This window comes from Herbiconiux moechotypicola (genome assembly GCF_024979255.1).
GTDB lineage: Bacteria > Actinomycetota > Actinomycetes > Actinomycetales > Microbacteriaceae > Herbiconiux > Herbiconiux moechotypicola.
The window spans coordinates 31,416-53,890 of record NZ_JANLCN010000008.1; the positions used below are offsets into that span (position 1 = coordinate 31,416).

A 22,475-nucleotide genomic window follows, 5' to 3' on the forward strand; every position below is an offset into this window, starting at 1 on the left:
GGATGCGCCGGGCTCAGACCCAGAAGCCTTCGTGCGCGGCGGCCGCCTCGTCTTCGAGGTGCGGCCCCGACACCAGGATGCGGCGCTGACCACGCGCGAAGACTTCGCGGCAGGGCAGCGAGAAGGTGGGGTTCTCGGGGTGGTCGCCGGTGAGCTCGAGGAGCCGGTGCTCCGAGAGGGCGTAGACCACGCGGTCGATGCCGGTCCAGTAGGCGGCGCCCGAGCACATGGCGCAGGGCTCGGCGCTCGTGTAGAGGGTCGAGCCCACCATGCCGTCGGGCCCGCCGGCGGCGCGGAAGGCGGTGGCGACGGCGACCAGCTCGGCGTGCCGCGTGGGGTCGCCGTCGGGCGGGAGCGAGTCGTTGCCGGCTTCGGCGAGCACCGTGCCGTCGGCCGCGACGACGAGAGATCCGAAGGGGTGCCGCCCGGCCCCGCGTGATGCTTCGGCGACGCGGAGGCTGCGGCGCAGGAGTGCGAGGTCGTGGGCATCGAGAGTCTCGGGCATGGCTCCAGCCTGCCATGCCCCGCCGGGGCGGACAGGAGGGCAGACTGGGGGGATGGATTCCGCCCCCGTCCTCGGAAGCACGTCCCGTGGCAGCACCGCCCGCACCGCCCGCCGCGAGCCCGAGGTGCTCGACGAGCTGCAGCGGGCCGAGCGGCTCCCCGAATTCAGGGTCGACCTCGAGCGGGTGCGCTTCTCGCCGTACTTCTCCCGGCTGTCGGCGGTGACGCAGGTCATCTCGCAGGCCGGGGCCAGCGCCCTCATCCACAACCGGCTCACCCACTCCCTCAAGGTCACCGCCGTGGCCCGCACGATCGCGGTGGGGCTGGATGCGCGGTCGGAGCCGCGCGGAGACGGCGTCACCACCACGAGCGCGGGGGCCACCGCGTGCGACGCCGTGGTCGTGCAGGCCGCAGCGAGTGCGCACGACCTCGGGCATCCGCCGTTCGGGCACCTGGGTGAGAACGTGCTCAACCGCATCGCGCGGGGCACGCTCGGGCTCGCCGACGGGTTCGAGGGGAACGCTCAGACCTACCGCATCCTCACCACCCTCGACGTGTGCGAGGCGGCCGACGCGGGGCTCAACCTCACCGCGGCCGTGCGGAGCGCCGTGGCGAAGTACCCGTGGTCGCCGAGGGTGGGGTCGCCGGGGCCGGGGCCGGGGTCGGGGCCGCGGCCGGGGCCGGGGGCGGGGCTGGGGCCTGGGTCCGAGCCAGGCCCCGCATCCGGTGCCCGGTCGGGGTCGGCCGTCGTGCAATCCGCCTCCGCCCTCCCGCCCGGGCTCAAGCTCGTCGACGGCGAGGTCGTGGTGCGCAAGTACTCGGCCTACCTGCTCGACGAGGACGACCTCGTCGACGCCCGCCTCTGCGCCCCGGGGCTCGCGCCCGGGCAGCAGACGCTGGAGTGCTCGGTGATGGACATCGCCGACGACATCGCCTACTCGGTGCACGACGTCGACGACTTCTACCGCGCCGGCATCCTCAGCCAGGTGGCGGTGGCCCGGGAGTTCCGCGGGTGGCTCGCGAACTCGGCGGGGCTCCGGATGCTCGACGCCCCCGAACTCGAGATCGAGGGTACGCGCAACCGCGCCGGCGAGGGGCTCGAGGCGCTGCGGCGGCGCATGCACCGCGACGACCCGTGGATCGCCGACGACGACGCCTTCGCCGACGCGGTCGCCGTGGTGACCGACGATCTCGTGGAGGGGCTGCTGTCGACCGTGTTCGACGGCTCGATCGCCGCCGAGCGACGGCTCTCGGCCTTCACCAGCCGGTGGATCGCGTACCTCGAGCGCTCGATCGTCGACGCTCCCGCCGACACGCCGCGCACGGGGCTCATCACGCTCGACACCCGCGCCTGGCACGAGGTGAAGGTGCTGAAGTTCGTGCACAAGCACTTCATCCTCAACCGGCCCGACATCGCGATGTACCAGCGCGGGCTCAGCCAGGTGCTGGTGTCGCTCGTGGGGGCGTTCACCGAGTGGCTCGACGACGACCACGACCGCAAGCGCGTGCCGCGGCGGCTGCTCGAGATGGTGGCCCTCGCCGACGCGGGGTACCGGCGGCTGGCGGCCGAGCATCCGGAGCGCCTCGACGACCGCTCGCCCGCCGCGCTGCAACGGCTCGGGCGGGGACGCGGGGTGATCGACTACGTGGCGTCGCTCTCCGACGGGCAGGCCATCGCGGTGGGGGAGGCGCTCAAGGGGAGCACCGACCGGCTGTGGGACATCGGGCAGAGTCTGTGAGCGGTGCGGGCGTGGGCGCGGGTGCGACGAAGGGGATGTGGTGAGCGGAACGGGCGGGACGAGCGGGGAGTTCGTGATCGGTGGGGTGCGGCTGGCGTACCTCGACGAGGGGCCGGGCGACGGGCCGGTCGTGCTCAACCTGCACGGGCTCGGACAGGGGTCGGCGGTCGACCGGGAGAACCCCCTCGTCGACTGGGCGGGGCTGACGGATGCGGGCTACCGCGTGATCTCGTACGACGCGCGGGGGCACGGTGCGTCGGGTGGCGAGGCACAGCCGGAGACGTACCGATGGGACGCGCTCGCCGACGATCTGCTGGCGGTGGCCGAGCTGGTGTCGCCGGGGGTGCCCGTGCGGGCGTTCGGCATCTCGATGGGCACGGCGACGATCCTCACGGCGCTCGTGCGGGAGCCCTCGCGGTTCGAGCGGGTGGTGCTCGGTGCACCGCCGACGGCCTGGGAGACGCGAGCCTCGCAGGGGGCGCTGTACGAGAAGTTCGCGACCATGGTGGAGTCGACGGGGGCGGTGGCGTTCGCTGATCTGATGGCGCGGTCGCCGGCCCCGCCGATCTTCGCGGAGAGGTCGCCGGGTGCCGGGCCGACGCCGCGGGAGGAGGTGCTGCCGTCGGTGTTCCGGGGGGCCGGGGCGTCCGATCTGCCGGCACCGGAGTCGCTGCGCGGTGTGCCCACGCCCGCGCTGGTGCTCGCCTGGGCGACCGACGCCGGGCATCCGCTCTCCACCGCGGAACGGCTCGTGGAGCTGCTGCCCGAGGCCGAGCTGCACGTGTCGCACACCGCCGCCGACGTGCGCACCTGGGCGGCGCGCGCCGCAACGTTCTTCGCCGCCTGAGCCGCGTCCCCGTCGTCCGCGCCCTGCTTCCGCGCCCATCGCCCCGCGCATCCCGTCTTTCTCGCCGCGGTGCGGCCGGGTGTGGGTTCAGAAAGACAGGATTGAGCGCCCACGGCGCGAATGCGGCGGCGTATGCCGCGATTCGTGTCTTTGCGAACGGGGCCGCCGGGCGGTGGGCGGCGGGTGTGCGTGGGCGTGCGAGGGGTGATGGGTGCCGGGGCGGGCGGCGGTAGGGATGGTGCCTGCGCGGGGCCGGTGGTGGTGGGTGGCGGGATGGGTCAGGGGGTGAGGTGGGTGTGGAGGAAGGCGACGGTGCGGGTGCGGGCGGCGAGGGCGGGGTGGCCGGGGAGGTCGCGCACCTCGGTGGTGAGGACGGAGTGGGCGCGGGCGCCGAAGCCGGCCGGGTTGCCGGGGGAGGAGTCGAGTTCGATGATCTCGAAGGCGTCGCCGAGGTGGCGACGGAGGGTGTCGAAGCGGGCGCGCGGGGAGTTGCGGTCGGCGGAGAAGCGCAGGCCCAGCGCGCACACCTCGCCGGCGGAGGCGCGCTCCGCGACGCGGGAGAGCTCCGCCTCCGACATGCTCGGATCGGCCTGGCGAGCGCGACCGAGCGGGAAGGGCGCGGCGGGCTGGCTCACCACGGCCGCCAGCACGCTGTCGTCGACGGCGGCGGCGAGCGCGAAGCCGCCGGTGAAGCACATGCCGATCACGCCGACGCCGCGGCCGGGGGTGCGTGCTGCCAGGTCGGCCGCGACGGCACGGAGGAAGAGCGTGAGCGGCCGGGAGGCGTTCACCGCGAAGGCGCGGAACTCGGCGCTCACACAGATGCGCGCCACCGTCCCGAGCAGGTAGCCACCCGAGACGGGCCGCCCCGGCTGACCGAACGGCGACGGGACCACGACGGTGAACCCCGACTCCACGAGGTGCTCGGCCAGCCCCAGAACCTCGGGTGTGATGCCCGGAAGCTCGGGGATGAGTACAACTCCGGGCCCGGAGCCCTTCTCGAAGCAGTCGTGCTGCAGCTCGGCAGGAAGGCCGCGTCCGGTGAAGCGCGAACGGGTCCACCCGTCGAGCGTGCCGACGGGTGGAGAGCTCCCACTCGCGGCGGAAGCGGGGGGCTCGCCGGTCACATCACCGCACCGATGTAGGAGTACTTCACGAACACCTCCGAGGCGATGCCCGCCTCCTCGAGCACGCCCTGCAGGGCGGTGAGCATGTACCGCGAGTCCCACCCCATGTAGAGGAAGGTGTCGGTGTCGAGGGTGTCCCAGTGGCCGTTCCAGGCGCGGGAGTCGTAGATGGGCCCCCCGCGGTCGGCGCTGAAGGCGATGACGCTCGGGCGCGCATCCGCCCACAGCCGCTTGAAGATGCGGTTGAAGAGGTACTTGACGTCGTAGACCTCCCAGTGCTCGCCGCGGTACTCCACGTAGTCGAACTCGCGCTCCCAGCCGCGCGGCCAGCCGCGGCGCTTCACGGCGTCGAGGATGGGCGTGAGACCGTCGTCGTCGATGCCGCGGAGCGCGGGCCGCGGCCACACCCGCACGAACTCCTCGGTGAGCCGGACCGTGCGCTGGGCGATCGCGGCCGTGCCCCAGGTGCTGTGCTCGGCCAGGGCCGCCGTCGGTTCGAGCGCGCTGTCGGCGTAGAACGAGCGCTTCTCGGGGAACGACCGGTCGAAGGCCCCCTCGGCGAGCGGCTGCTCGAGCAGGGCGAGGTTGCCGAGGGTGGCGGCGAGGGCGCGGTGGCTGTTCTGCTCGTCGTCGCTGTAGTCGGCCCAGCGGCGCTCGCCGTCGCCCGACCAGTCCTCGCCCGGGGCGAGCGGCACCACGTGCTCGAGATCGAGCCCGTCGAGCTGCTCGATCGACTCCACGCCCGAGAGCCGGCCCAGCACGTAGAAGGCGTGCGGCAGCTCGGAGTACTTCAGCGCCACGCGCACGCGCTCGTCGCTGGGGGTGATGCGCGCGATGGCCTGCACGAGCTGCTCGGGGCCCTCGTGGCGCGCTCGGCAGAGCCGGGCGATGAGCCGGTCGAGCGGGAGGCCCGACACAGAGCGGCGCAGCAGCAGCGACTGCAGCAGCTCGAGCGTGGCGACCAGCTCGTCGGTGGTCGAGCCGCCCGCCGCCCAGTCGGCGTAGGCGCGCATGACGAGGGGGTAGGAGCCGCGTCCGAAGGTGTTCACGTAGCCGAGCTGCTGGGCCACCTCGGCCGCCGGTGCCTCCTCGGGTGCCAGCAGCACGCGGTAGGCCTCGGAGTACGCGCGCCACTCGGCGGCGTGTGCCCGCAGGGTGGCGAGGTCGAGCCGGGGGAAGACCTGCCGGAACACGTCGTAGACCGCGCGGCCGCCGGTGACCACCTCGCGCCCGGTCGTCATGACGAGGTAGTGCCGCCAGAACCCGGCGATCTGCTCGCCGGTGTTCTGCTCGATCGGGAGCCAGAACTCCTCTTCGACCTCACGCTGCTCCTCGTGCGAGAGGCCCATCAGCACGTAGTTGTGGATGAGCTCGTGGTCGCGCAGGGGCTCGCCGGTGGAGTTGAGGCTCTCGAAGATCTGCTGCGCGTTCGCGTCGGCGCCGAGGGTGATGGCGACGTGCTCGAGCCGCTGCAGCCCGCGCCAGATGCGGGGCACCTCGGCCGGCCGCACCTGGCTGCGGAAGAAGGCGTAGTTGTCGTCGAAGCGGGAGTCGCGCAGCTCGCCGCCGGCGTGGTCGCGCCGGTCGAGCACCACGCTCTCGAAGACGTCGGCCCAGGCGCGGTGGGGGCGCAGCTTGGTGCGGCCGGATGCGCGCACCAGTACGCGCTCCAGCTCGGCCGCGAGGGGGGCTGGGGCTTCGGTGTCGCTGCCGGTCGCGCCGCCCCGCGCATCCTGCAGCACCGTGTGGTGGAGGGCTGCGATGAGCAGCATGAGGGTGGTGATGCGCTGCTGGCCGTCGATGAGCACGAGTTCGGAGTCGTCGGCCGCCGGGCTGTCGGGCGCCGAACGGCCTGCCGCCGCACCGTCTGCCGCCGAGGACAGGATCGAGCCGATGAAGTGCCGGTCGTTCTCGGCCGAATCGCCCACCGCGCGGATGTCGGCGAGCAGTTGCTCGCATCCGCCGATGTCCCACCGGTACTGCCGCTGGTAGACCGGCACGACGATGGTGGTGCTCGGCTCGGAGAGCCAGGCGATGGTGTTGACGGCGGTCGCCTCGACGTTCGTCGCGGCGCGTGGAGCGGTGACCATATGCATCGAGCTTAGTGGAGACCAACACGCTGAGCGGGGTCTGTGGATGCGGCGAAACCTCGCTGTTAGGCTCGCCTTAGTTGGACCTGTTAAAACGTGCTGGTCCTCCGACGAAAGGACATGACGACCGTCATGGCATACATCACCTCCGCCGCTCTCGAAGAGACCGGCTACGTCGTCCTCGACAGCTACGGCAGCGAGATCGACCCCAAGGAATGGCTCGACATCGAGTACGTCGACTGGAAGTCCTCCGGCGACACCCGGTTCGCGCCCCTCGCCAGCGCCAAGGGCGACATCGAGTGCAACGGCTTCTGGAACCACAAGCCGCCGCGCACCGACAAGGACGGCGTCTGGATCGACTCCCAGACCGCCATCGCCCCCACCCTCACTGCGCGCGCGCAGGAGCCGGGGTCGAACGTGGGCCGCTGCCGCGTGATCGAGCTGCAGCCGAACACCTACGCCGACTGCCTCTACAACCTCCACCAGGACGACAACAACCGCCTGAACCCCGACGGCACCGGCTGGGTCGTGCGATCGTTCTTCAACCTCACCGACGACAAGGACAGCTACTTCGTGCTGCGGGAGAACCGCACCGACCCGAGCGAGGAGACGCGCATCGCCCTCCCCGCCGGCGCCCAGCTGGTCATCGACACGCAGCGCCTGTGGCACGCCGCCACCCACCTCGGCACCGAGCCGCGGTACTGCCTCATCACCTCGTGGGAATCGGGCCCCGAGCTCGACGCCTACATCGCCAAGTACAACGGCGTGAACAAGGTGGAGAGCGTCGTGGTCGACCAGGAGACCCTGGATGCGGGCCAGGCCGAGCAGGCCCGCCGCATCGCGGCCCGTGCCGCCGCCCTCGCGGCGCGCGGTCAGGCCGAGAAGGTGGCGATGAGCGAGGCCTGATCCTCTCTCAGCGAGTCAGCCTCCTGAGGCGACGGTCGCGAGGGCCCCGGATGCGCATCCCGCGCGCCGGGGCCCTCGTGCGTCGGCCCTTCGTGCATCGCGGCGCTCGACGGGGTGTATCACGGGTGATACGTTGGGGGTATGTCGGTGGTGAGCGTGCGTGATCTGCGCAATCGAGGCGGTGAGGTGCTGGCGCGCGTGGGCCGGGGGGAGACCCTGGTGGTGACCAGCGACGGCACCCGGGTCGCCGAGCTGCGCCCGCTCACGCGGCGATCGCCCTCGACGGCCGAGCTCGTGGCGCGGCGGCGGGCGCTCCCCGCGGTCGATCCCGCCGAGTTGCGGGCCGACATCGACGCGCTCATCGACCCCGAATTGTGAGCACCGAATCGTGAGCACCGAATCGTGAGCACCGAACTGTGAGCACCGACCTGTGAGCGCTCCTCGGCGGACGCCGGATGCCGACGCTGACGCCGATGAGCACGAGACGACGACGATCCTCGTGAGCGAGGCGGGTCTGCTCGACACCTCCACGGTCATCCTGCTCGGCCGCGTCGCGCATCCGGAGCACCTTCCCGACGAGCTGCTGGTGAGCACGATCACCCTGGCCGAACTCAGTGTCGGGCCCCACGTCGCGCGCGACGACGTGAGCCGGGCCGCGCGGCAGGCGCATCTGCAGCAGGCCGAGGCCGACTTCGAGCCGCTCCCGTTCGACGCGGCGGCCGCGCGCATGTTCGGGGTGGTGGCCGCCGGGCTGCGGGCGTCGGGGCGGAAGCCCGGGGCCAGGGCCTACGACGCGCTGATCGCGTCGGTGGCGATGGCCAACGGGCTGCCAGTGGTGACGGCGAATCCGCGGGACTTCCGTGGCATCCGCGGGCTCTCGGTGATCGAGGTGGAACTGGAGGACTGACCGCGGGGCGGGTCTGGCGGCGTCAGGCCTGGCTGACGCGGAGCATGTTGCCGGCGGGGTCGCGGAACGCGGCGTCGCGCACGCCCCAGAACTGGTCGGTGGGCTCCTGGAGGATCTCGGCGGCACCCGACGCGCGCACGCGCTCGAAGGTGGAGTCGAGGTCGTCGGCGCGGAAGAGCACGCCGGGCAGCTCGCCCTTGGCGAGCATGGCGGCCAGCGCGGCGCCGTCTTCGGGGGAGCGGCCCGCCTGCGGCTGCGAGAGCACGATCTCGATCTCGGGCTGCGAGGGGGTGACGAGGGTGATCCAGCGGTAGCCGTCGTTGGCCACCTCGTTGCGCACCTCGAGGCCGAGGACGTCGCGGTAGAAGGAGAGGGCTGCGTCGGGGTCGTCGACGAGCACGTGCACGTGGCTGAGTGAGACTGTCATGGCACCGACGCTAGCGCGTGGTGGTGGCGGCCGCTTCTCCGATCCTGCTCGGTTGCGGTTGCGGTTGCGGTTGCGGTTGCGGTTGCGGTTGCGGTTGCGGTTGCGGGGTGCTCGCCTGCGCCCCCTTCTCGCGGCGGGGCCGGCCCAGCACCATCGCCGCGCATCCGGGAACCACCGCGACGTCGTCGTGGTCGCGGGCACGGTAGGCGCTCGGTGTCTCGCCCACGATCTCGGTGAAGCGCGCACTGAACGAGCCGAGGCTGGTGCAGCCGACCAGCACGCAGACCTCGCTCACACTGAGCTCGCCCTGCCGCAGCAGTGCCTTCGCGCGTTCGATGCGGCGCGTCATGAGGTGCGAGTAGGGGGTCTCACCGTAGGCCTCGCGGAAGCGGCGGCTGAAGTGGGCGGTGGACATGAGCGCCGTGCGGGCGAGTGCGGCCACGTCGAGGGGCTGGGCGTACTCGCGGTCCATGCGGTCGCGGGCACGGCGCAGCAGCCTGAGTTCGTCGAGGTCGGCCGCGGCTGCGCGATCGATGGCCGTCATGGAGACCATTATCGCGGCCGCCACACCGACCAGGCCGTGGCTGCGGATGCGCGGGGCGCGGGGTAGGGGGGGGCAGTGAGTGGTGGGTGGCGGCGGATGCGCGGGTGGCGAGGCGATGCCGGTCGGCCTACGGTGGGGCGAAGCACGACGATGACCAGAGGAGGAGTGCGATGACCGACGACAAGACCCCCGATTCCGCAGCACCCGATCCCGACGAGTTGCCCGACGGATCGGGCTCCGACGGCAGCGACCCCGAAGAGGGCGCCGACACCGCATCGGGCGGCAGCGCCGACTGATCGCTCGATGTCAAGCCCCGCGCGCCGCGCGGGGTGTGGTGGTGCGGTGAATGCATGCTCCACGAACCGCATCCGCTCCCCGACACACTCATCCCCACCGACAGTCTGCGCTGGCGATCCCCCCAGCCCGGGTTGTGGGTGGCCGTCAGGGCCGATGGGCGCCCCGCAGGAGTGATGACCGAGCGCTGGGCGGAGGGATATCAGGTGACGACGTCGCACGGGCGCGATCTCGGCACGTTCCCCGACCGTGGAGCGGCGACCGCAGCGCTCGAGCGCGCCGAGTCGTATCGTCGGGCCCGGTCGCTGCACTGACGCCGGGTGCAGGGCCGGCTCGCACCAGGTGCGCCGCTCCATGCATCCGTGTCAGGATCGACCATGCCCGATTGCCTGATGCTGCTCGACACGGCCTCGCTCTACTTCCGTGCCTTCTACGGCGTGCCCGACACCCTGCGGCGGGCCGACGGCACCCCCGTGAACGCCGTGCGGGGGCTGCTCGACATGATCGCGCGACTCGTCACCGAGTTCGGGGCCACCCACCTCGTGGCGTGCTGGGACGACGACTGGCGCCCGCAGTGGCGGGTCGACCTGCTGCCGAGCTACAAGGCCCACCGGGTGGCCGAGGTGGTGGAGGCCGGGCCCGACGTGGAGGTGGTGCCCGACCCGCTCGAGGCGCAGATCCCGATGATCCTGCGCACCCTCGGTCTCGCGGGCGTCGCCGTCGTCGGAGCGGCGCAGCACGAGGCCGACGACGTGATCGGGAGCTATGCGACGGGCGCGCCGATGCCGGTCGACGTGGTCACCGGCGATCGCGACCTGTTCCAGCTGGTCTCCGACTCCGACGGCGTGCGCGTGATCTATACCGCTCGCGGCATGAAGAACCTCGAGCTGGTGACGGATGCGGTGGTGGTGTCGAAGTACAGGGTGCTCCCCGAGCAGTACGCCGATTTCGCGACCCTGCGCGGCGACGCCTCCGACGGCCTCCCCGGGGTGGCGGGCGTGGGCGAGAAGACCGCGGCGACGCTGCTCGGGCAGTACGGCACGCTCGACGCGCTGCGCGCGGCGGCGGCGGATGCGGCGAGCGGGCTGAGCGGCTCGGTACGGCTGAAGATCGAGGCGGCAGCCGACTACCTCGACGTGGCCCCCACGGTGGTGAAGGTCGTGCGCGACCTGCCGGTGCCGTCGATCGACGAGATCGGTGCGCGGCTCGCGCCCGTCGCGGGCGAGGCGAGAGCGGAGCTCGAGGCGCTCGTGGGCGAGTGGAACCTCGGCGGGTCGGTGGGGCGGCTGCTCGAGGCGCTCGATCGCACGGAGTGAGCGCTCAGGCAGGCCGGCGACGTGCCGACCGGGCCACCCCGGTGCGGCGCAGGGCAGCGGCGATGCCGATGCCGAGCGCCGTGCCCGCCAGGCAGCTGGCGAGGTTGACGGCGAAGAACAGGATCTGCACGGGCACCGTCATCGACCCCAGGTCGTAGGCGGCCCAGGCGAGCAGCGGGTACCCGATGCCAGCGGCGGCCGCTCCGGCGTAGTGCTGCCAGACCGTCCAGAACCGGTAGAGCACCACCAGGAACCCGACTTCGGCGAAGAACGCCCAGAACACGTTGGTGGCCACCGTCGAGAAGCCGTACCCCGAGAACGGGATGAGTACCAGACCCGAGATGAGCCCCACCAGCAGCCCCGCACCGGGCCGCTGCAGCAGCCGCAGCCCCACCACCGCGGGCAGCAGCCAGAGCCCGGCCAGGGCGATCCCCACGAACGGCACGGTGGCGTAGAGCACGGTCGACAGCCAGTTCGCCGGCGCGAGCAGCAGCCCGCCGGCCACGCCCAGCGCGGCGCAGGTGAGCAGGTAGGAGGTGGACACTCGTCTCATCGCCACGAGCCTAGCGGGAGGCCCGAGGGCGAGCGGCGTGGAGGCGAGCGGCGTGCGGCGAGCGGCGAGCGCCGTGGTGCGTGCCGGGCTGTGCGGCCGGGACGACGACGGCCGATAGAGTCGGAGGACAGCCTGGCCACCGGTTCGAGGGGACATCGATGACCGACCACCACCCGCACCCGGCCACGCCCACCCGCTGGAGCACACCGCGAACGAGGCGGCGTCTCGGGGCGCTCGCGGTGACAGCTGTCGTGGTGGGGGCGCTCATGGGTGCCCCGGCGATCGCGGTCGCCGCGGACGACGGCGTGCTCCGGGGCGACGGGGCAGCCGGTGGGTTCACCGACACGGTGGGGCTCTCGGGCAGGCTCGAGACGCTGGCGCAGCTGCCGCCCGGCGACGACCTCTCGGCTCTGAGCCCGGAGCGCGCCGACCAGCTCGGCGCGGAGCTCGGTGTCGCCATCGAGGGCGAGGGCGGGCTGCAGCTGAAGGATGACTCGGTGGCGGTGTCGATCCGGTACTCGGCCACGCCGGACCCGGCCGACTTCGACGCCTTGGCGGCGCTCGCCGAGGTGGTGGCGACGTCGGTGGACGACGCGCGCGCCAGCGCGTGGGTGCCCCGCGACCGGCTCGACGAGGTCGCGGCCCTTCCCCGGGTGGCCTCGGTGACGGAGGCCCTTCGGCCCGCGACCGGAACACCCGCGGAGGTCGCGGCCGAGGTCACGGCCGAGGTCGCGGCCGACGACGACGAAGCCGCCGTCTCGGCGCTCTCTGCCGCATCCGCGTGCCGCACCATCGAGGCGGTGGCACTGCCTGCCCTCCGGGCCGACGTGGCCGCCGCCCTCCACGGTGTCGACGGCACCGGCGTGACGGTCGGCATCATCTCCGACTCGTTCGGCGGCAGCAGCACGGCGGCGAGCACCCCGGCGCAGGACGTGGCGGCGGGCCTGCTGCCCGGGCCGGGCAACCCGTGCGGACACGAGCAGCCGGTCACCGTGCTGCGCGACGACGACACCGGCTCCACCATCGACGAGGGGCGCGGGATGGCGCAGGTCGTGCACAGCATCGCCCCGGGAGCGCGGCTGATGTTCTCGGCGGTGGGCATCGACGACCTCACCTTCCGCGACTCGGTGCTCGCGCTCGCCGCGGCCGGGGCCGACGTGATCGTCGACGACGTGTACCTCTTCGACCAGTCGTTCTTCGAGCCGAGTCTCGTGGGGCTCGCGGTGCAGCAGGTGGTGGCCGAGGGCATCCCGTACCTCACCAGCGCCGGCAACTACACCAACGTCGGCGTCGACGGCCCGGCGAGCGCCGGCTACTCGGTGAACGGCTGGCAGACTGACCGCTACCGCCCGACGGCCTGCCCCGAAGCCGTGCTCGGGAAGCTCGCGCCCGGCGATTACGACTGCATGGACTTCTCGCAGCCCGGTGTCTTCGCCCCGAGCGGGAGTCCGGATGCGACCGCGTCACTGTTGCTGCCCGCGCTGGAGGTCGACCGCAGCTATGCCCTGCAATGGGCCGAGCCCTGGGGGAAGGCGAAGGCGAGGTTCTTGCTAGCGCTTACCGACCCGGAGGGGGACACGAGCGTGTTCGACCCCGACCAGAAGGGGTTCCCGGGCATCGGCGGAACGCTGCGGCCGTTCAGCACCGGGTCGTACGACTTCACCATCGTGCGCGATCTCGCGGGCGCATCGGGCGAGGGCGGTCCCGAGGCGGCGATCGAGCCCGCGTTCACCTGGGTGTGGAGCTTCCGCGGCGAGATCGCGGCGGCCGAGTACTACGGCGTGCACGGGCACGACCGCGTGGGGGCGACCATCACCGGGCACGGCGGGCTCGAGGAGGCCATCTCGGTGGCGGCGATCCCCTCCGACTGGGAGACCACCTCGAACGCCGGTGGCGTGCCCGTGGCGGAGGACTTCAGTTCGATCGGTCCGGCTCGGCAGCTGTTCGCGGTGACCGCCGGCGAGGCGGAAGGGGTGGAGCCGTTGCCCGAGCAGCTTGTCGTGTCGAAACCCGACGTGGCCGGGGTCGACCGCATCCTCACCGACTTCTTCAGCCCGAGCCGCCCGGTGCCCGACCGGCCGGGGGTGCACTCGTTCTGGGGCACCTCGGCGGCGGCGCCGTCGGCCGCGGCGGTGGTGGCGCTCGGCAGGCAGATCGCGCCGACGGCCACCGTGGAAGATCTGCGGGATGCGCTCACGGGCACGGGGAGGACCGCTTCGAGTGGTTCGGTGCACGTGGTGGACTCGGAGAAGGTGGGCGCGGGGCTCATCGATGCGGCGGCATTCGTGGAGGCTCTGGCGGAGCCGGGGCCCACGCCGACGCCGACTCCGGCGCCTTCGCCGGGTCCCGATCCCGCACCGACTCCCACTCCGACCGCCGGCGCCGACACGGCCTCGGGCGGGCAGTTGGCCGCGACCGGCTTCGAGTCGGGGTCGGCAGCGCCGATCGCGCTGGCGGCCGTCGCCGTGAGCGCGCTGGGTGGCCTCGCGCTGGTGACGGCGGCTCGCCGGGTCAGGCGGGCAGGGGTGCGATCCGGGCGACGAGCGAGCTGAGCCGGGCCTGCAGGTCGACGAGCTCGGCCAGGTCGACGCCGAGCGCCTCGACGACCGCGGCCGGCACGAGCTCGGCGCGGTCGCGGAGGGCCCGGCCCTCGTCGGTGAGGGCGAGCGCGAGCTGTCTCTCGTCGTGAGCCGATCGCTGGCGCGTCACCAGTCCCGCGGCCTCCAGACGCTTGACCAGAGGGGACACGGTCGCGGGCTCGAGTCGCAACAGCGACGCGATCTCGGAGAGCGAGCGCGGCTCGCGTTCCCACAGTGCGAGCATCACGAGGTACTGCGGATGCGTGAGGCCCATCGGCTCCAGCACCGGACGGTAGGCCGCGATCACCGAGCGCGACGCCACGGCGAGGGCGAAGCAGAGCTGGCGTTCGAGAGCCAGGAGGTCGGGCTCGTCGAGGTCGGGCTCGTCGCCGAGTGGGGCATCCGTGGTCATTTAGTTAGTATACTAATGGTTATGGCACGAAAGAAACCGAGGGTGCCCGACCCGATGAACCCGTTCGACGGCAGGCCGGGCCTGGTGAACCGCATCAACCGCGTGGTGTACCGCTACGCCGGGCCTGCCCAGGTGGGCATCGGCCGGGCGGAGGCGCCCTACGTGCCCCCGGCCGACCCACGGTGTCCGCTGTGCGGCGAGTCGATGGCGCGACACGACATCGACCGCTCGGGCGAGCGGACGCAACTGCACTGCCCGACGGCCGGCAGCTGAGGCCTCCCGTCAGTCGATGGTCTAGAGGACGGGAGACCGACGCAGGAGCAGCACGGCGTCGACGAGGTCGGCCTCCTGACCGTCGGGCCCGACGGCGTGACGGGTGCGGGCTTCGCTGACGACGGTGGTCCACTCGGATGCGGGCAGCGCCAGGAACTCGGCCACCTGCTCCGCCGTGGGGAGCTCGACGTCGTCGTGGTGGGCGTGGCGGGTGTCGTCGCTCGCGTTCTGCTCGTGGTCGTGCTCCTGCTCGTGGTCGTGCTCGTCACGGCGTTCCGTCCACCTCGGGAACTCCGCGTGACCCACCACCAGGAGGTGCCCTCCCGGTGCCACGGTGCCGGCCGCGCGGCGCAGCACCTCCTCGCGAGGGAACTCGAGCTCAGCGGGAGCGTGCAGGAAGCACGCCGACACGAGCTCGTACTCCTCCCCGGCCGGGGGCTGCCAGACCGCGAGGTCCTGCTGCACCCAGCGGATACGATCGGCGAGTCCTCGGGAGGCCGCCTCGGTACTCGCGCGGGCGAGGGCGGTGGGGGAGAGTTCCATCCCGGTGACGGTCCAGCCCCGCTCGGCGAGCCAGATCGAGTCGCCGCCCTCGCCACTGCCGAGGTCGAGCGCCCGTCCCGGGACGAGTGCGCCCGCCTCGTCGATCAGAGCGGCGTTGGCGCGCCCGCTCCAGATGCGGTCGCGCGCACCGTAGAGCTCCTCCCAGAACGCGGTGGGCGGATGCTCGGCTGCGGTGCGGGAATCGGTCATGACTCAACTCTGCTGGCAGTCGGTGGACGTCGCGAATCGCCGTGCCGAATCAGCACGGAAGTGAGACGCGCCCAGGCGTTCTCCCAGCCGCACTCCCTAGGCTGTCGTGACCATGGATGACCCTCCCCATCACAGTCCCACGCCCCTTGTCGATCCGTATCGTGTTCTGAATCACGATCGTGCGAGCGTCAAGGGGCTGCCCTTCGACGGGGCTCGCAGCCTGACGGCCCACACTGCGGGAGGTGTCCGTGGCTGACGTCCTCGCATCCGAGTGGTTCCTGGTGGGCATCGGTCTCGTGCTCACCGTCGGCACCGGCTTCTTCGTGGCGAGCGAGTTCTCGCTGGTCAACCTCGACCGTGCCGAGCTCGAGCAGCGCCAGGCGCGCGGCGAGAAGCGTCTCGCGCCCACCATCAAGGCGTTGCGCATCACGTCGACCCATCTCTCCGGTGCGCAGCTCGGCATCACGCTCACCACTCTGCTCACCGGTTACACCTTCGAACCCGCGATCTCGTCGATGCTGCGGGAGCCGCTGCTCTCGCTCGGCCTGCCCGAGTCGGTGGTGCCCGGTGTGGGCGCGGTGACGGGCATCGTGCTGGCAACGCTCTTCTCGATGGTGATCGGCGAGCTCGTGCCGAAGAACTTCGCGCTCGCGCTGCCGCTGGCCACCGCGAAGGTGGTCGTGCCGTTCCAGACCGCGTTCACCACCGTGTTCAAGCCCGTGATCATGCTGTTCAACAACACGGCCAACGCCGTCATCCGATCGCTGGGCATCGAGCCCAAGGAAGAGCTCTCGGGGGCACGCACGGCCGAGGAGCTGAGCTCGCTGGTGCGCCGCTCGGCCACCGAGGGCATGCTCGACTCCGATCACGCGACGCTGCTCGACCGCACCCTCCGTTTCGCCGCCCGCGAGGCCGCCGAGGTGATGACCCCGCGGGTGCGGATGGTGTCGGTCACGCCGGCGTCGACCGCGGCCGACATCGTCGCGCTGGCGCTGCGCACCGGCTTCTCGCGCTTTCCGGTGACGGGTGACAGCGTCGACGACATCGTCGGAGTGGTGCACGTGAAGCACGCCTTCGCGGTGCCGCTCGACGGTCAGGGGGAGACCACCGCGGCCGACCTCATGGTCGCGCCCCTGCGCATCCCGGAGTCGATGCAGATCGACACGCTGCTGGGGCTGCTGCGGGGCACCGGCTTCCAGATCGCGGTGCTGGCCGACGAGTACGGCGGCACGGCGGGGATCGTGACGCTCGAAGACCTGGTCGAAGAACTCGTGGGCGAGCTGGAGGACGAGCACGACCGCGCGCACACCGGCGTGGTGATGGCGGGGCGGTCGGTCACCTTCGACGCGGGTCTCCGGCACGACGAGCTGCTCGAGCGCACCGGGATCCGCATCCCCGACGACGGCGAGCACGAGACGGTGGCCGGCTGGGTGATCGACGAGCTCGACCGGCTGCCCGAACTCGGCGACGAGGTGACGGTCGACGGCGGCACGCTCCGGGTGGAGCGGGTCGACGGAGTGCGCCTGGACCGGCTGCGCTTCGTGCCTCGGGTCCCGGGCGAAGCCGAGGCTCCGACGCACACCGACCGCCGAACCGCGAACGAGGAGTACACCCGATGAGCGACATCGTGCCCGGCATCGTCTGGCTGGTGGTGCTGCTGGTCGTGAACGCCTTCTTCGTGGGGGCCGAGTTCGCCGTGATCTCCGCGAGGCGCTCGCAGATCGAACCGCGCGCCGAGGCCGGCAGCAAGGCCGCCAAGACCACGCTCTGGGCGATGGAGCACGCCACTCTCATGCTGGCCACCAGTCAGCTCGGTATCACCGTGTGCTCGCTGGTCATCCTGAATGTCTCCGAGCCGGCCATCCATCACTTGCTGGAGTACCCGCTGGCGCTGACGCCGCTCACGCCCGAGATGGTGGGGGTGGTGGCCTTTGTCATCGCCCTGCTCCTCGTGACCTTCCTGCACGTGGTGTTCGGTGAGATGGTGCCGAAGAACCTCTCCTTCTCGGTGCCCGACCGGGCCGCGCTGCTGCTGGCGCCGCCGCTCGTGATGGTGTCGAAGATCGTGCGCCCCGTCATCTGGAGCCTCAACGGGCTCGCCAACCTCATCCTGAGGCTGTTCCGTGTGGAGCCGAAAGACGAGGCGACGAGCAGCTACACGCTCGACGAGGTGGCGACCATCGCGCGGCAGTCCACCCGCGAGGGGGTGCTGACGGATGCGTCGGGCACGCTCTCGGCGGCGTTCGAGTTCACGACGAAGAGGGTGAGCGACGTCGAGGTGCCGATCGACGAGATGGTGCTGCTACCCGCGGGGTCGTCGCCGCGCGACATCCAGGCCGCCGTGGCGTCACACGGGTACTCGCGGTACATCCTCACCGATGGAGAGGGTGAGCCCACCGGGTACCTGCACCTCAAGGACGTGCTCGACCTCACCTCGCCCGAGGCGTTCGACCTCCCCGTGCCGTCCAAGCGCATCCGTCGTCTGGGTTCGGTGGCTCAGGATGCGGAGCTCGAGGACGCGCTCGCGGCGATGCGCCGTTCGGGCTCGCACGTGGCGCGGGCGATGACCGCGGAGGGTGCGGTGACGGGCGTGCTGTTCCTCGAGGACATCATCGAGGAGCTGGTGGGCGAGGTGGACGACGCCACGAGCGTGGTGTGAGCGCGGCGGGGACTGGCCGGGCGTTCCTCGGCCAGCCCCCGGGCGCTTCGGCTACGCGTGCACGACGGCCGGAGTGTCGCCCTGGGGGAGCAGGTCTGACGCCTTGCCGCGGATGAGCACCGCCGAGATGATCGACGCGACGACGAGGCCGATCGCGGCTGCGAGGAACGCCGCCGAGTAGCCTGCCGTGAAGGACTCGAGCTGACCTGCGCCCGACGAGGTCTGCCCTGAGACGGCCGCCGCGTAGATGGCGGTGAACACAGACAGGCCGATCGATCCGCCGATCTGCATCGCGGAGTTGGCGGTGGCCGACGCGGCACCGGCGTCGTGCGGTGCCACACCGGTGAGCGCGAGGTTCTGCAGCGGCACGAACACGAAGGCCAGCCCGACGCCGAGCACGATGAGCGCGGGCAGCACCTGCACGACGTACTCGCCGTCGGCAGTGATACGGCTCAGGTACACGAGACCGGCCGCGGCGATGAGCGGGCCGACGATCATGAACGGGCGCGGGCCGACCCGAGGCAGCAGCTTCGTGGCGATCGGCGCCACGATCATGATCACCACGGTCATGGGAAGGCTGGCGAGTCCGGCGGGGAGCGGATCGAGGCCGAGCACGATCTGCAGGTGGAACGAGAGGTAGAGCATCGCGCCGATCATGACGCTGCCGATGACGGCCTGCACGAGGAAGGCTCCCGCACGCACGCGGTTGGTGACGATGCGCAGTGGCAGCAGCGGCTGGGCGACCCGGCGCTCCACGAGCACGAACACCACGAGCAGGGCGACCCCGAGAGCGAGGAAGCCGATGGTGTCAAGGCGCGCCCAGCCGCCCTCCGCCAGGCTGAAACCGTACACCAGCGAGCCCAGGCCGAGCGTGACCGTGACGGCACCGACCAGGTCGTAGCGGTTGCGGCCATCCGCCTTCGACTCGGCGACGAGGATCAGACCCCCGACGATGCCGATCGCGACGAAGAACAGGTTGACCAGCAGGCACCAGCGCCAGTCGGCGAACTCGGTGAGCACGCCGCCGAGCACGAGGCCCACGGCGGCACCCGCTCCGGCGACCGTGCCGAACACGGCGAAGGCGGTGTTGCGCTCGCGGCCCGACGGGAAGGTGACGGTGAGCAGCGCCAGGGCGGCGGGGGCCAGGAGCGCGGCGAAGGCACCCTGCAGGCCGCGGGCGATGATGAGCTCGACGCCGCTCTGTGCGAGCCCCCCGAACGCCGACGCCGCGCCGAAGCCGAGCATGCCCACGAGGTAGCTGCGCTTGCGGCCCCAGTAGTCGGCGATGCGGCCGCCGAGCAGCAGCAGGGCTCCGAACGCGAGGGCGTAGGCGGTCACCACCCACTGGCGCTGACCGTCGGTGAGGCCGAGCTGCTCCTGCGCCTGGGGGAGGGCGATGTTGACGATGGTGCCGTCGAGCACGACCACGAGCTGGGTGAGGGCCAGTACTACGAGGGCCCACCAGCGGCTGGACTGAGTCGTCGTGGGAGCGGATGCGGCGGGAGTGGATCCGGACATGGTGATGCCTCCGGGCTTCGGTGCGTGTGCGGGATGCCGGAGGTTTTCAGCCTCGGAACGACCGCGCGCCGCGCAAGGAGCGCATCCGGTCGACCACACCAACCGGGGGTTGGTCAGGAGACCAGACTACCCGATCGGGGTCGAGCCGCGGGGTGCTAGTTGTACCAGACCTTCACCCTGCCGACGACCGCGTAGATCGAGGAGAGCAGGGCGATGAAGGGCACGAACACCCGCAGGAAGTAGCTGAGGGCGAGGATCTCGCCGAAGTCGCCGAGCGCGAAAAGGGCGATCGCGACGACGGAGGCGATGAGGGCGTTGCGGAAGGCCTTGAGCGAGCTCATCTGGGTGCCCGCGAAACCGACCGACGCGAGCACGATCCCCGTGTCGATGAGGAAGGCGCCGAGCCGGGGGTCGACGATGTTCGGAGCGATGATCCACAGCGCGAGAGCTGCGGCCCAGAACAGCACGAACAGCGCGCCGGCGAGCTTCTTCGGCAGTTCTCTCACGGGCGCCTCGGGCCACAGCACAGTCGTCACGTCGAACGCTCCTTCATCGGGGTGCGTGCCGGAGGGCACGCGGTTGCGACCACCAGCTTACCGACTCGCACCGACTCGCCTCGTGCCGACTTGTCGCTCGGCACGGATGTTGCCAGAGTGGTACGTGAGACACGACACCACGTGGAGGGGACACGCATGTCAGATCCTGCCGTTCCGGCGATGCAGCTCACCGGGCTGCGCAAGACGTTCGGGGGGAAGGTAGCGGTCGACGACGTGAGTCTCACCGTGCCCACCGGTTCGTTCTACGGCCTGGTGGGCCCGAACGGGGCGGGCAAGACCACCACGCTCTCCATGGCCACGGGGCTGCTGCGGCCCGATGCCGGGCAGTCGCTCATCCACGGCGTCGACATGTGGCGGGAACCGCTCGCGGCCAAGGCTCTCGTCGGCAACCTCTCCGACGGCGTGAAGTTGTTCGACCGGCTCACCGGCGAACAGCTGGTCACCTACAACGGATTGCTCTTCGGCCTCGACCGGGCCGAAGTGGCCGAGCGCGTGGGAGATCTGCTGAAACTGCTCGATCTCGAGTCCGCGGCCGGCACGCTCGTCGTCGACTATTCGGCCGGCATGACGAAGAAGATCGCGCTGGCCTGTGCGCTCGTGCACGCGCCTCGGCTGCTCGTGCTCGACGAGCCGTTCGAGTCGGTCGACCCGGTGTCGGCGGCGAACATCCGGGACATCCTCACCGGGTACGTGCAGAACGGGGGCACGGTGATCGTGTCGAGTCACGTAATGGACCTGGTGCAGCGGATGTGCGACCACGTGGCCGTCGTCGCGCACGGGAAGGTGCTCGTGGCGGGGACGGTCGACGAGGTGCGTGGCGGATCGACGCTCGAGGACCGCTTCGTCGAGCTCGTCGGCGGGCGCACCCACACGGAGGGGCCGGAATGGTTGCGACGCTCGTAAGGCTGCGCTTCCTCGTCCTGCGGAACACGCTGAAGAGGAGCGTGTGGCAGCTGATCGCCGTGATCGTGGGCGGACTGTACGGGCTCGGCATCCTGTTCGGTGCGGTGGTGGGGCTGTTCGCGCTGGGGTTCGCCGATCAGGAGATCGTGGCGACGGTGGTGGTGCTGGCGGGTTCGGCCGTGATTCTCGGGTGGATCGTCGTGCCGCTCGTGGCGTTCGGCGTGGAGCAGACCCTCGAGCCGGCGCGGCTCGTGGTGTTCCCGCTGTCTCTGCGGCAGTTGCTCGTGGGCATCACGGTGGCGGGGGTCTTGGGAATCCCCGGGATCGTCACCACCATCGCCGCCCTCGCCACGGGGCTCGCGTGGCTCCGGAGTCCGCTCGCCGCAGTCGCGGCCGTGGTGACCGCGCTCCTCGGAGTGCTGATCTGTGTGATCGGTTCCCGCACGGTCGCCGCGCTGTCGACGAGCCTCCAGTCCAACCGGCGCTTCCGCGAGCTGGGAGGGGTGCTCGTGTTCATCCCGCTCATCCTGCTGGGCCCGATCATCGCGTGGCTCGCGCAGGGTGTGGCGGGGTCGGCGGATGCGCTCCCGTCGTTCGCCCGCGCCCTCGGGTGGTCGCCACTCGGTGCGCCGTGGGCGGTGCCGGCCGATCTGGCGATCGGGGACTACGGACCCGCGGCGGCCAAGCTGGGCATCACGCTGGCGACGCTCGTCATCCTGGTGGTCATCTGGCGGCGTGCTCTCGCGGTGGCGCTGGTGACCCCTCCGGCCTCGGCGGCGAGACGGGTGGCGCGTGGCAAGACAGGACTCTTCGGTGTCTTCCCCGCCAACCCCGCCGGCGCGGTCGCCGCGCGCTGCCTCACCTATTGGAGGCGTGACCCCCGCTACGCGCGGCAGATCATCATCGTGCCGGTGGTGCCGGTGCTGCTGTGGTTCTATTCGAACAACACCGGGTTCGCCGAGCTGGTGAACTTCAGCGGGGCGGTCATCGCGTTCTTCCTGTCGCTGGCGGTCTACGCCGACCTGTCGTACGACGGAACCGCCTTCGCGACGCACCTCGCCGACGGCGTGCGCGGACGAGACGACAGACTCGGCCGGGTGGCGGCGCTCGCCGTGATCGCCCTGCCGTTGTCGCTGCTCGCGGTCGTGGTTCCCGTGGCGATCACGGGCTCGTGGAGCTGGCTCCCGATGCTGGTCGGGCTCGTGGCCGCGTGCCTGCTGACGGGGTTCGGCGTGTCGAGCGTGTCGTCGGCGCTCGTGGTGATGCCGGTGCCGCAGGCGGGGGACAACCCGTTCAAGTCCGCGCCGGGTGCAGGGTTCACCACGGCGCTCCTCGGCTTCGCGGTGTGGGGAGTGGCGCTCGCGCTGCTCGTCCCGGCCGTGGTGCTGGGAGTCCTCAGTCTGGTGTTCGACTCCGCCCTACTCGGGTGGATCACCCTCGCGGTCGGATTCGTGCTCGGTGCGGTGGTGTTCGTCCTCGGAATCCGCATCGGCGGGCGCTTGCTCGATCAGCGCGGGCCCGCGATCCTCTCGCAGCTCAAGGCGTTCAAGGGAGCGTGACCTGCGGG

Annotated in this window: 24 protein-coding genes; 14 read left to right on the forward strand and 10 right to left on the reverse strand. The window is 71.5% G+C overall.

The features are described from left to right. Positions 1 to 13: 13 nt before the first annotated feature. Positions 14 to 505 carry a nucleoside deaminase gene (locus tag N1031_RS13340; protein ID WP_259480188.1) on the reverse strand — a complete coding sequence of 164 codons (492 nt, stop codon included), beginning with the start codon at positions 503 to 505 and terminating at the stop codon, positions 14 to 16. 52 nt (positions 506 to 557) lie between these two features. On the opposite strand from N1031_RS13340, the gene N1031_RS20455 reads away from it, so the two are divergent. Together N1031_RS20455 and N1031_RS13350 are read left to right on the forward strand one after the other, a co-directional pair. Then, complete coding sequence (locus N1031_RS20455; protein WP_310795694.1) at positions 558 to 2,243, forward strand: HD domain-containing protein; 1,686 nt, start codon at positions 558 to 560, stop codon at positions 2,241 to 2,243. Between the two features lie 40 nt (positions 2,244 to 2,283). After that, positions 2,284 to 3,090, forward strand: a complete 807-nt coding sequence (locus N1031_RS13350) for an alpha/beta fold hydrolase (protein ID WP_310795695.1) — start codon at positions 2,284 to 2,286, stop codon at positions 3,088 to 3,090. 278 nt (positions 3,091 to 3,368) lie between these two features. Here N1031_RS13350 and N1031_RS13355 read toward each other — a convergent pair whose 3' ends face one another. After that, the gene (locus tag N1031_RS13355) at positions 3,369 to 4,217 is read right to left on the reverse strand and encodes a dienelactone hydrolase family protein (protein ID WP_259480189.1); all 849 of its coding nucleotides are present in this window, start codon (positions 4,215 to 4,217) and stop codon (positions 3,369 to 3,371) included. Then, complete coding sequence (locus N1031_RS13360) at positions 4,214 to 6,307, reverse strand: DUF262 domain-containing protein (RefSeq protein WP_259480190.1); 2,094 nt, start codon at positions 6,305 to 6,307, stop codon at positions 4,214 to 4,216. The genes N1031_RS13355 and N1031_RS13360 overlap by 4 nt, the downstream gene beginning before the upstream one ends. Positions 6,308 to 6,439: 132 nt before the next feature. Between N1031_RS13360 and N1031_RS13365 the strand changes: the two genes are divergently transcribed. From N1031_RS13365 to N1031_RS13375, 3 genes are all read left to right on the forward strand, one after another. Further along, on the forward strand, positions 6,440 to 7,213 hold the full coding sequence (locus tag N1031_RS13365; protein WP_310795699.1) for a hypothetical protein: 774 nt from the start codon (positions 6,440 to 6,442) through the stop codon (positions 7,211 to 7,213). A 141-nt stretch (positions 7,214 to 7,354) separates the two neighbouring features. Further along, positions 7,355 to 7,591 carry a type II toxin-antitoxin system Phd/YefM family antitoxin gene (locus N1031_RS13370; RefSeq protein WP_259480192.1) on the forward strand — a complete coding sequence of 79 codons (237 nt, stop codon included), beginning with the start codon at positions 7,355 to 7,357 and terminating at the stop codon, positions 7,589 to 7,591. 52 nt (positions 7,592 to 7,643) lie between these two features. Then, complete coding sequence (locus tag N1031_RS13375) at positions 7,644 to 8,120, forward strand: type II toxin-antitoxin system VapC family toxin (RefSeq protein WP_259480193.1); 477 nt, start codon at positions 7,644 to 7,646, stop codon at positions 8,118 to 8,120. Between the two features lie 22 nt (positions 8,121 to 8,142). Here the strand turns inward: N1031_RS13375 and N1031_RS13380 are convergent, their stop codons facing one another. Further along, positions 8,143 to 8,547 (reverse strand): VOC family protein, encoded by a 405-nt coding sequence (locus N1031_RS13380; protein ID WP_259480194.1) that lies wholly within the window; start codon positions 8,545 to 8,547, stop codon positions 8,143 to 8,145. A 10-nt stretch (positions 8,548 to 8,557) separates the two neighbouring features. Beyond that, on the reverse strand, positions 8,558 to 9,091 hold the full coding sequence (locus N1031_RS13385) for a helix-turn-helix transcriptional regulator (protein WP_259480195.1): 534 nt from the start codon (positions 9,089 to 9,091) through the stop codon (positions 8,558 to 8,560). A gap of 170 nt (positions 9,092 to 9,261) precedes the next feature. On the opposite strand from N1031_RS13385, the gene N1031_RS13390 reads away from it, so the two are divergent. The 3 genes from N1031_RS13390 to N1031_RS13400 all read left to right on the forward strand — a co-directional run bounded on the left by N1031_RS13390 (position 9,262) and on the right by N1031_RS13400 (position 10,701). Next, on the forward strand, positions 9,262 to 9,387 hold the full coding sequence (locus N1031_RS13390; protein WP_259480196.1) for a hypothetical protein: 126 nt from the start codon (positions 9,262 to 9,264) through the stop codon (positions 9,385 to 9,387). Between the two features lie 54 nt (positions 9,388 to 9,441). After that, positions 9,442 to 9,699 carry a hypothetical protein gene (locus tag N1031_RS13395; protein WP_259480197.1) on the forward strand — a complete coding sequence of 86 codons (258 nt, stop codon included), beginning with the start codon at positions 9,442 to 9,444 and terminating at the stop codon, positions 9,697 to 9,699. Positions 9,700 to 9,762: 63 nt separating this feature from the next. Beyond that, positions 9,763 to 10,701: a 5'-3' exonuclease gene (locus N1031_RS13400; protein ID WP_259480198.1), complete on the forward strand. Its 939-nt coding sequence runs from the start codon at positions 9,763 to 9,765 to the stop codon at positions 10,699 to 10,701. 4 nt (positions 10,702 to 10,705) lie between these two features. On the opposite strand, the gene N1031_RS13405 is transcribed toward N1031_RS13400, so the two are convergent. After that, entirely contained in the window at positions 10,706 to 11,254 is a 549-nt protein-coding gene (locus tag N1031_RS13405; RefSeq protein WP_259480199.1) for an ECF transporter S component, read from the reverse strand. A 158-nt stretch (positions 11,255 to 11,412) separates the two neighbouring features. On the opposite strand from N1031_RS13405, the gene N1031_RS13410 reads away from it, so the two are divergent. Then, a complete protein-coding gene (locus tag N1031_RS13410; RefSeq protein WP_259480200.1) occupies positions 11,413 to 13,806 on the forward strand; it encodes a S8 family serine peptidase in 2,394 nt (797 codons plus the stop codon). Here N1031_RS13410 and N1031_RS13415 read toward each other — a convergent pair. Further along, on the reverse strand, positions 13,766 to 14,245 hold the full coding sequence (locus N1031_RS13415; protein ID WP_259480201.1) for a MarR family winged helix-turn-helix transcriptional regulator: 480 nt from the start codon (positions 14,243 to 14,245) through the stop codon (positions 13,766 to 13,768). The genes N1031_RS13410 and N1031_RS13415 overlap by 41 nt on opposite strands. Positions 14,246 to 14,266: 21 nt before the next feature. Here N1031_RS13415 and N1031_RS13420 point away from each other — a divergent pair, with 21 nt between their 5' ends. Continuing rightward, positions 14,267 to 14,518, forward strand: a complete 252-nt coding sequence (locus N1031_RS13420) for a hypothetical protein (protein ID WP_259480202.1) — start codon at positions 14,267 to 14,269, stop codon at positions 14,516 to 14,518. Between the two features lie 21 nt (positions 14,519 to 14,539). Here the strand turns inward: N1031_RS13420 and N1031_RS13425 are convergent, their stop codons facing one another. Next, positions 14,540 to 15,271: an SAM-dependent methyltransferase gene (locus N1031_RS13425; RefSeq protein WP_259480203.1), complete on the reverse strand. Its 732-nt coding sequence runs from the start codon at positions 15,269 to 15,271 to the stop codon at positions 14,540 to 14,542. A gap of 248 nt (positions 15,272 to 15,519) precedes the next feature. On the opposite strand from N1031_RS13425, the gene N1031_RS13430 reads away from it, so the two are divergent. Next, positions 15,520 to 16,890, forward strand: a complete 1,371-nt coding sequence (locus tag N1031_RS13430; protein ID WP_259480204.1) for a hemolysin family protein — start codon at positions 15,520 to 15,522, stop codon at positions 16,888 to 16,890. Next, on the forward strand, positions 16,887 to 17,930 hold the full coding sequence (locus N1031_RS13435; RefSeq protein WP_259480205.1) for a hemolysin family protein: 1,044 nt from the start codon (positions 16,887 to 16,889) through the stop codon (positions 17,928 to 17,930). Before N1031_RS13430 ends, N1031_RS13435 begins: the two co-directional genes overlap by 4 nt. Positions 17,931 to 17,981: 51 nt before the next feature. Here N1031_RS13435 and N1031_RS13440 read toward each other — a convergent pair whose 3' ends face one another. Further along, entirely contained in the window at positions 17,982 to 19,448 is a 1,467-nt protein-coding gene (locus N1031_RS13440) for an MFS transporter (RefSeq protein ID WP_259480206.1), read from the reverse strand. Between the two features lie 155 nt (positions 19,449 to 19,603). Continuing rightward, on the reverse strand, positions 19,604 to 19,984 hold the full coding sequence (locus tag N1031_RS13445) for a hypothetical protein (RefSeq protein WP_259480207.1): 381 nt from the start codon (positions 19,982 to 19,984) through the stop codon (positions 19,604 to 19,606). Positions 19,985 to 20,140: 156 nt separating this feature from the next. Between N1031_RS13445 and N1031_RS13450 the strand changes: the two genes are divergently transcribed. Both N1031_RS13450 and N1031_RS13455 read left to right on the forward strand, forming a co-directional pair. Beyond that, positions 20,141 to 20,908, forward strand: a complete 768-nt coding sequence (locus tag N1031_RS13450; protein ID WP_259480208.1) for an ABC transporter ATP-binding protein — start codon at positions 20,141 to 20,143, stop codon at positions 20,906 to 20,908. Continuing rightward, entirely contained in the window at positions 20,890 to 22,467 is a 1,578-nt protein-coding gene (locus N1031_RS13455; RefSeq protein WP_259480209.1) for a transporter, read from the forward strand. Before N1031_RS13450 ends, N1031_RS13455 begins: the two co-directional genes overlap by 19 nt. Positions 22,468 to 22,475 lie beyond the last annotated feature (8 nt).

Excerpts from the sequence above, each read along its gene's own strand:
- N1031_RS13400 (WP_259480198.1), top strand. The coding sequence starts at position 9,763 with ATGCCCGATTGCCTGATGCTGCTCGACACGGCCTCGCTCTACTTCCGT.
- N1031_RS13340 (WP_259480188.1), bottom strand. The coding sequence starts at position 505 with ATGCCCGAGACTCTCGATGCCCACGACCTCGCACTCCTGCGCCGCAGC.
- N1031_RS13360 (WP_259480190.1), bottom strand. The coding sequence starts at position 6,307 with ATGGTCACCGCTCCACGCGCCGCGACGAACGTCGAGGCGACCGCCGTC.
- N1031_RS13380 (WP_259480194.1), bottom strand. The coding sequence starts at position 8,547 with ATGACAGTCTCACTCAGCCACGTGCACGTGCTCGTCGACGACCCCGAC.
- N1031_RS13450 (WP_259480208.1), top strand. The coding sequence starts at position 20,141 with ATGTCAGATCCTGCCGTTCCGGCGATGCAGCTCACCGGGCTGCGCAAG.
- N1031_RS13365 (WP_310795699.1), top strand. The coding sequence starts at position 6,440 with ATGGCATACATCACCTCCGCCGCTCTCGAAGAGACCGGCTACGTCGTC.
- N1031_RS13410 (WP_259480200.1), top strand. The coding sequence starts at position 11,413 with ATGACCGACCACCACCCGCACCCGGCCACGCCCACCCGCTGGAGCACA.
- N1031_RS13370 (WP_259480192.1), top strand. The coding sequence starts at position 7,355 with ATGTCGGTGGTGAGCGTGCGTGATCTGCGCAATCGAGGCGGTGAGGTG.
- N1031_RS13385 (WP_259480195.1), bottom strand. The coding sequence starts at position 9,091 with ATGACGGCCATCGATCGCGCAGCCGCGGCCGACCTCGACGAACTCAGG.
- N1031_RS13425 (WP_259480203.1), bottom strand. The coding sequence starts at position 15,271 with ATGACCGATTCCCGCACCGCAGCCGAGCATCCGCCCACCGCGTTCTGG.
- N1031_RS13405 (WP_259480199.1), bottom strand. The coding sequence starts at position 11,254 with ATGAGACGAGTGTCCACCTCCTACCTGCTCACCTGCGCCGCGCTGGGC.
- N1031_RS13415 (WP_259480201.1), bottom strand. The coding sequence starts at position 14,245 with ATGACCACGGATGCCCCACTCGGCGACGAGCCCGACCTCGACGAGCCC.
- N1031_RS13440 (WP_259480206.1), bottom strand. The coding sequence starts at position 19,448 with ATGTCCGGATCCACTCCCGCCGCATCCGCTCCCACGACGACTCAGTCC.
- N1031_RS13455 (WP_259480209.1), top strand. The coding sequence starts at position 20,890 with ATGGTTGCGACGCTCGTAAGGCTGCGCTTCCTCGTCCTGCGGAACACG.
- N1031_RS13390 (WP_259480196.1), top strand. The coding sequence starts at position 9,262 with ATGACCGACGACAAGACCCCCGATTCCGCAGCACCCGATCCCGACGAG.
- N1031_RS13435 (WP_259480205.1), top strand. The coding sequence starts at position 16,887 with ATGAGCGACATCGTGCCCGGCATCGTCTGGCTGGTGGTGCTGCTGGTC.
- N1031_RS13395 (WP_259480197.1), top strand. The coding sequence starts at position 9,442 with ATGCTCCACGAACCGCATCCGCTCCCCGACACACTCATCCCCACCGAC.
- N1031_RS20455 (WP_310795694.1), top strand. The coding sequence starts at position 558 with ATGGATTCCGCCCCCGTCCTCGGAAGCACGTCCCGTGGCAGCACCGCC.
- N1031_RS13420 (WP_259480202.1), top strand. The coding sequence starts at position 14,267 with ATGGCACGAAAGAAACCGAGGGTGCCCGACCCGATGAACCCGTTCGAC.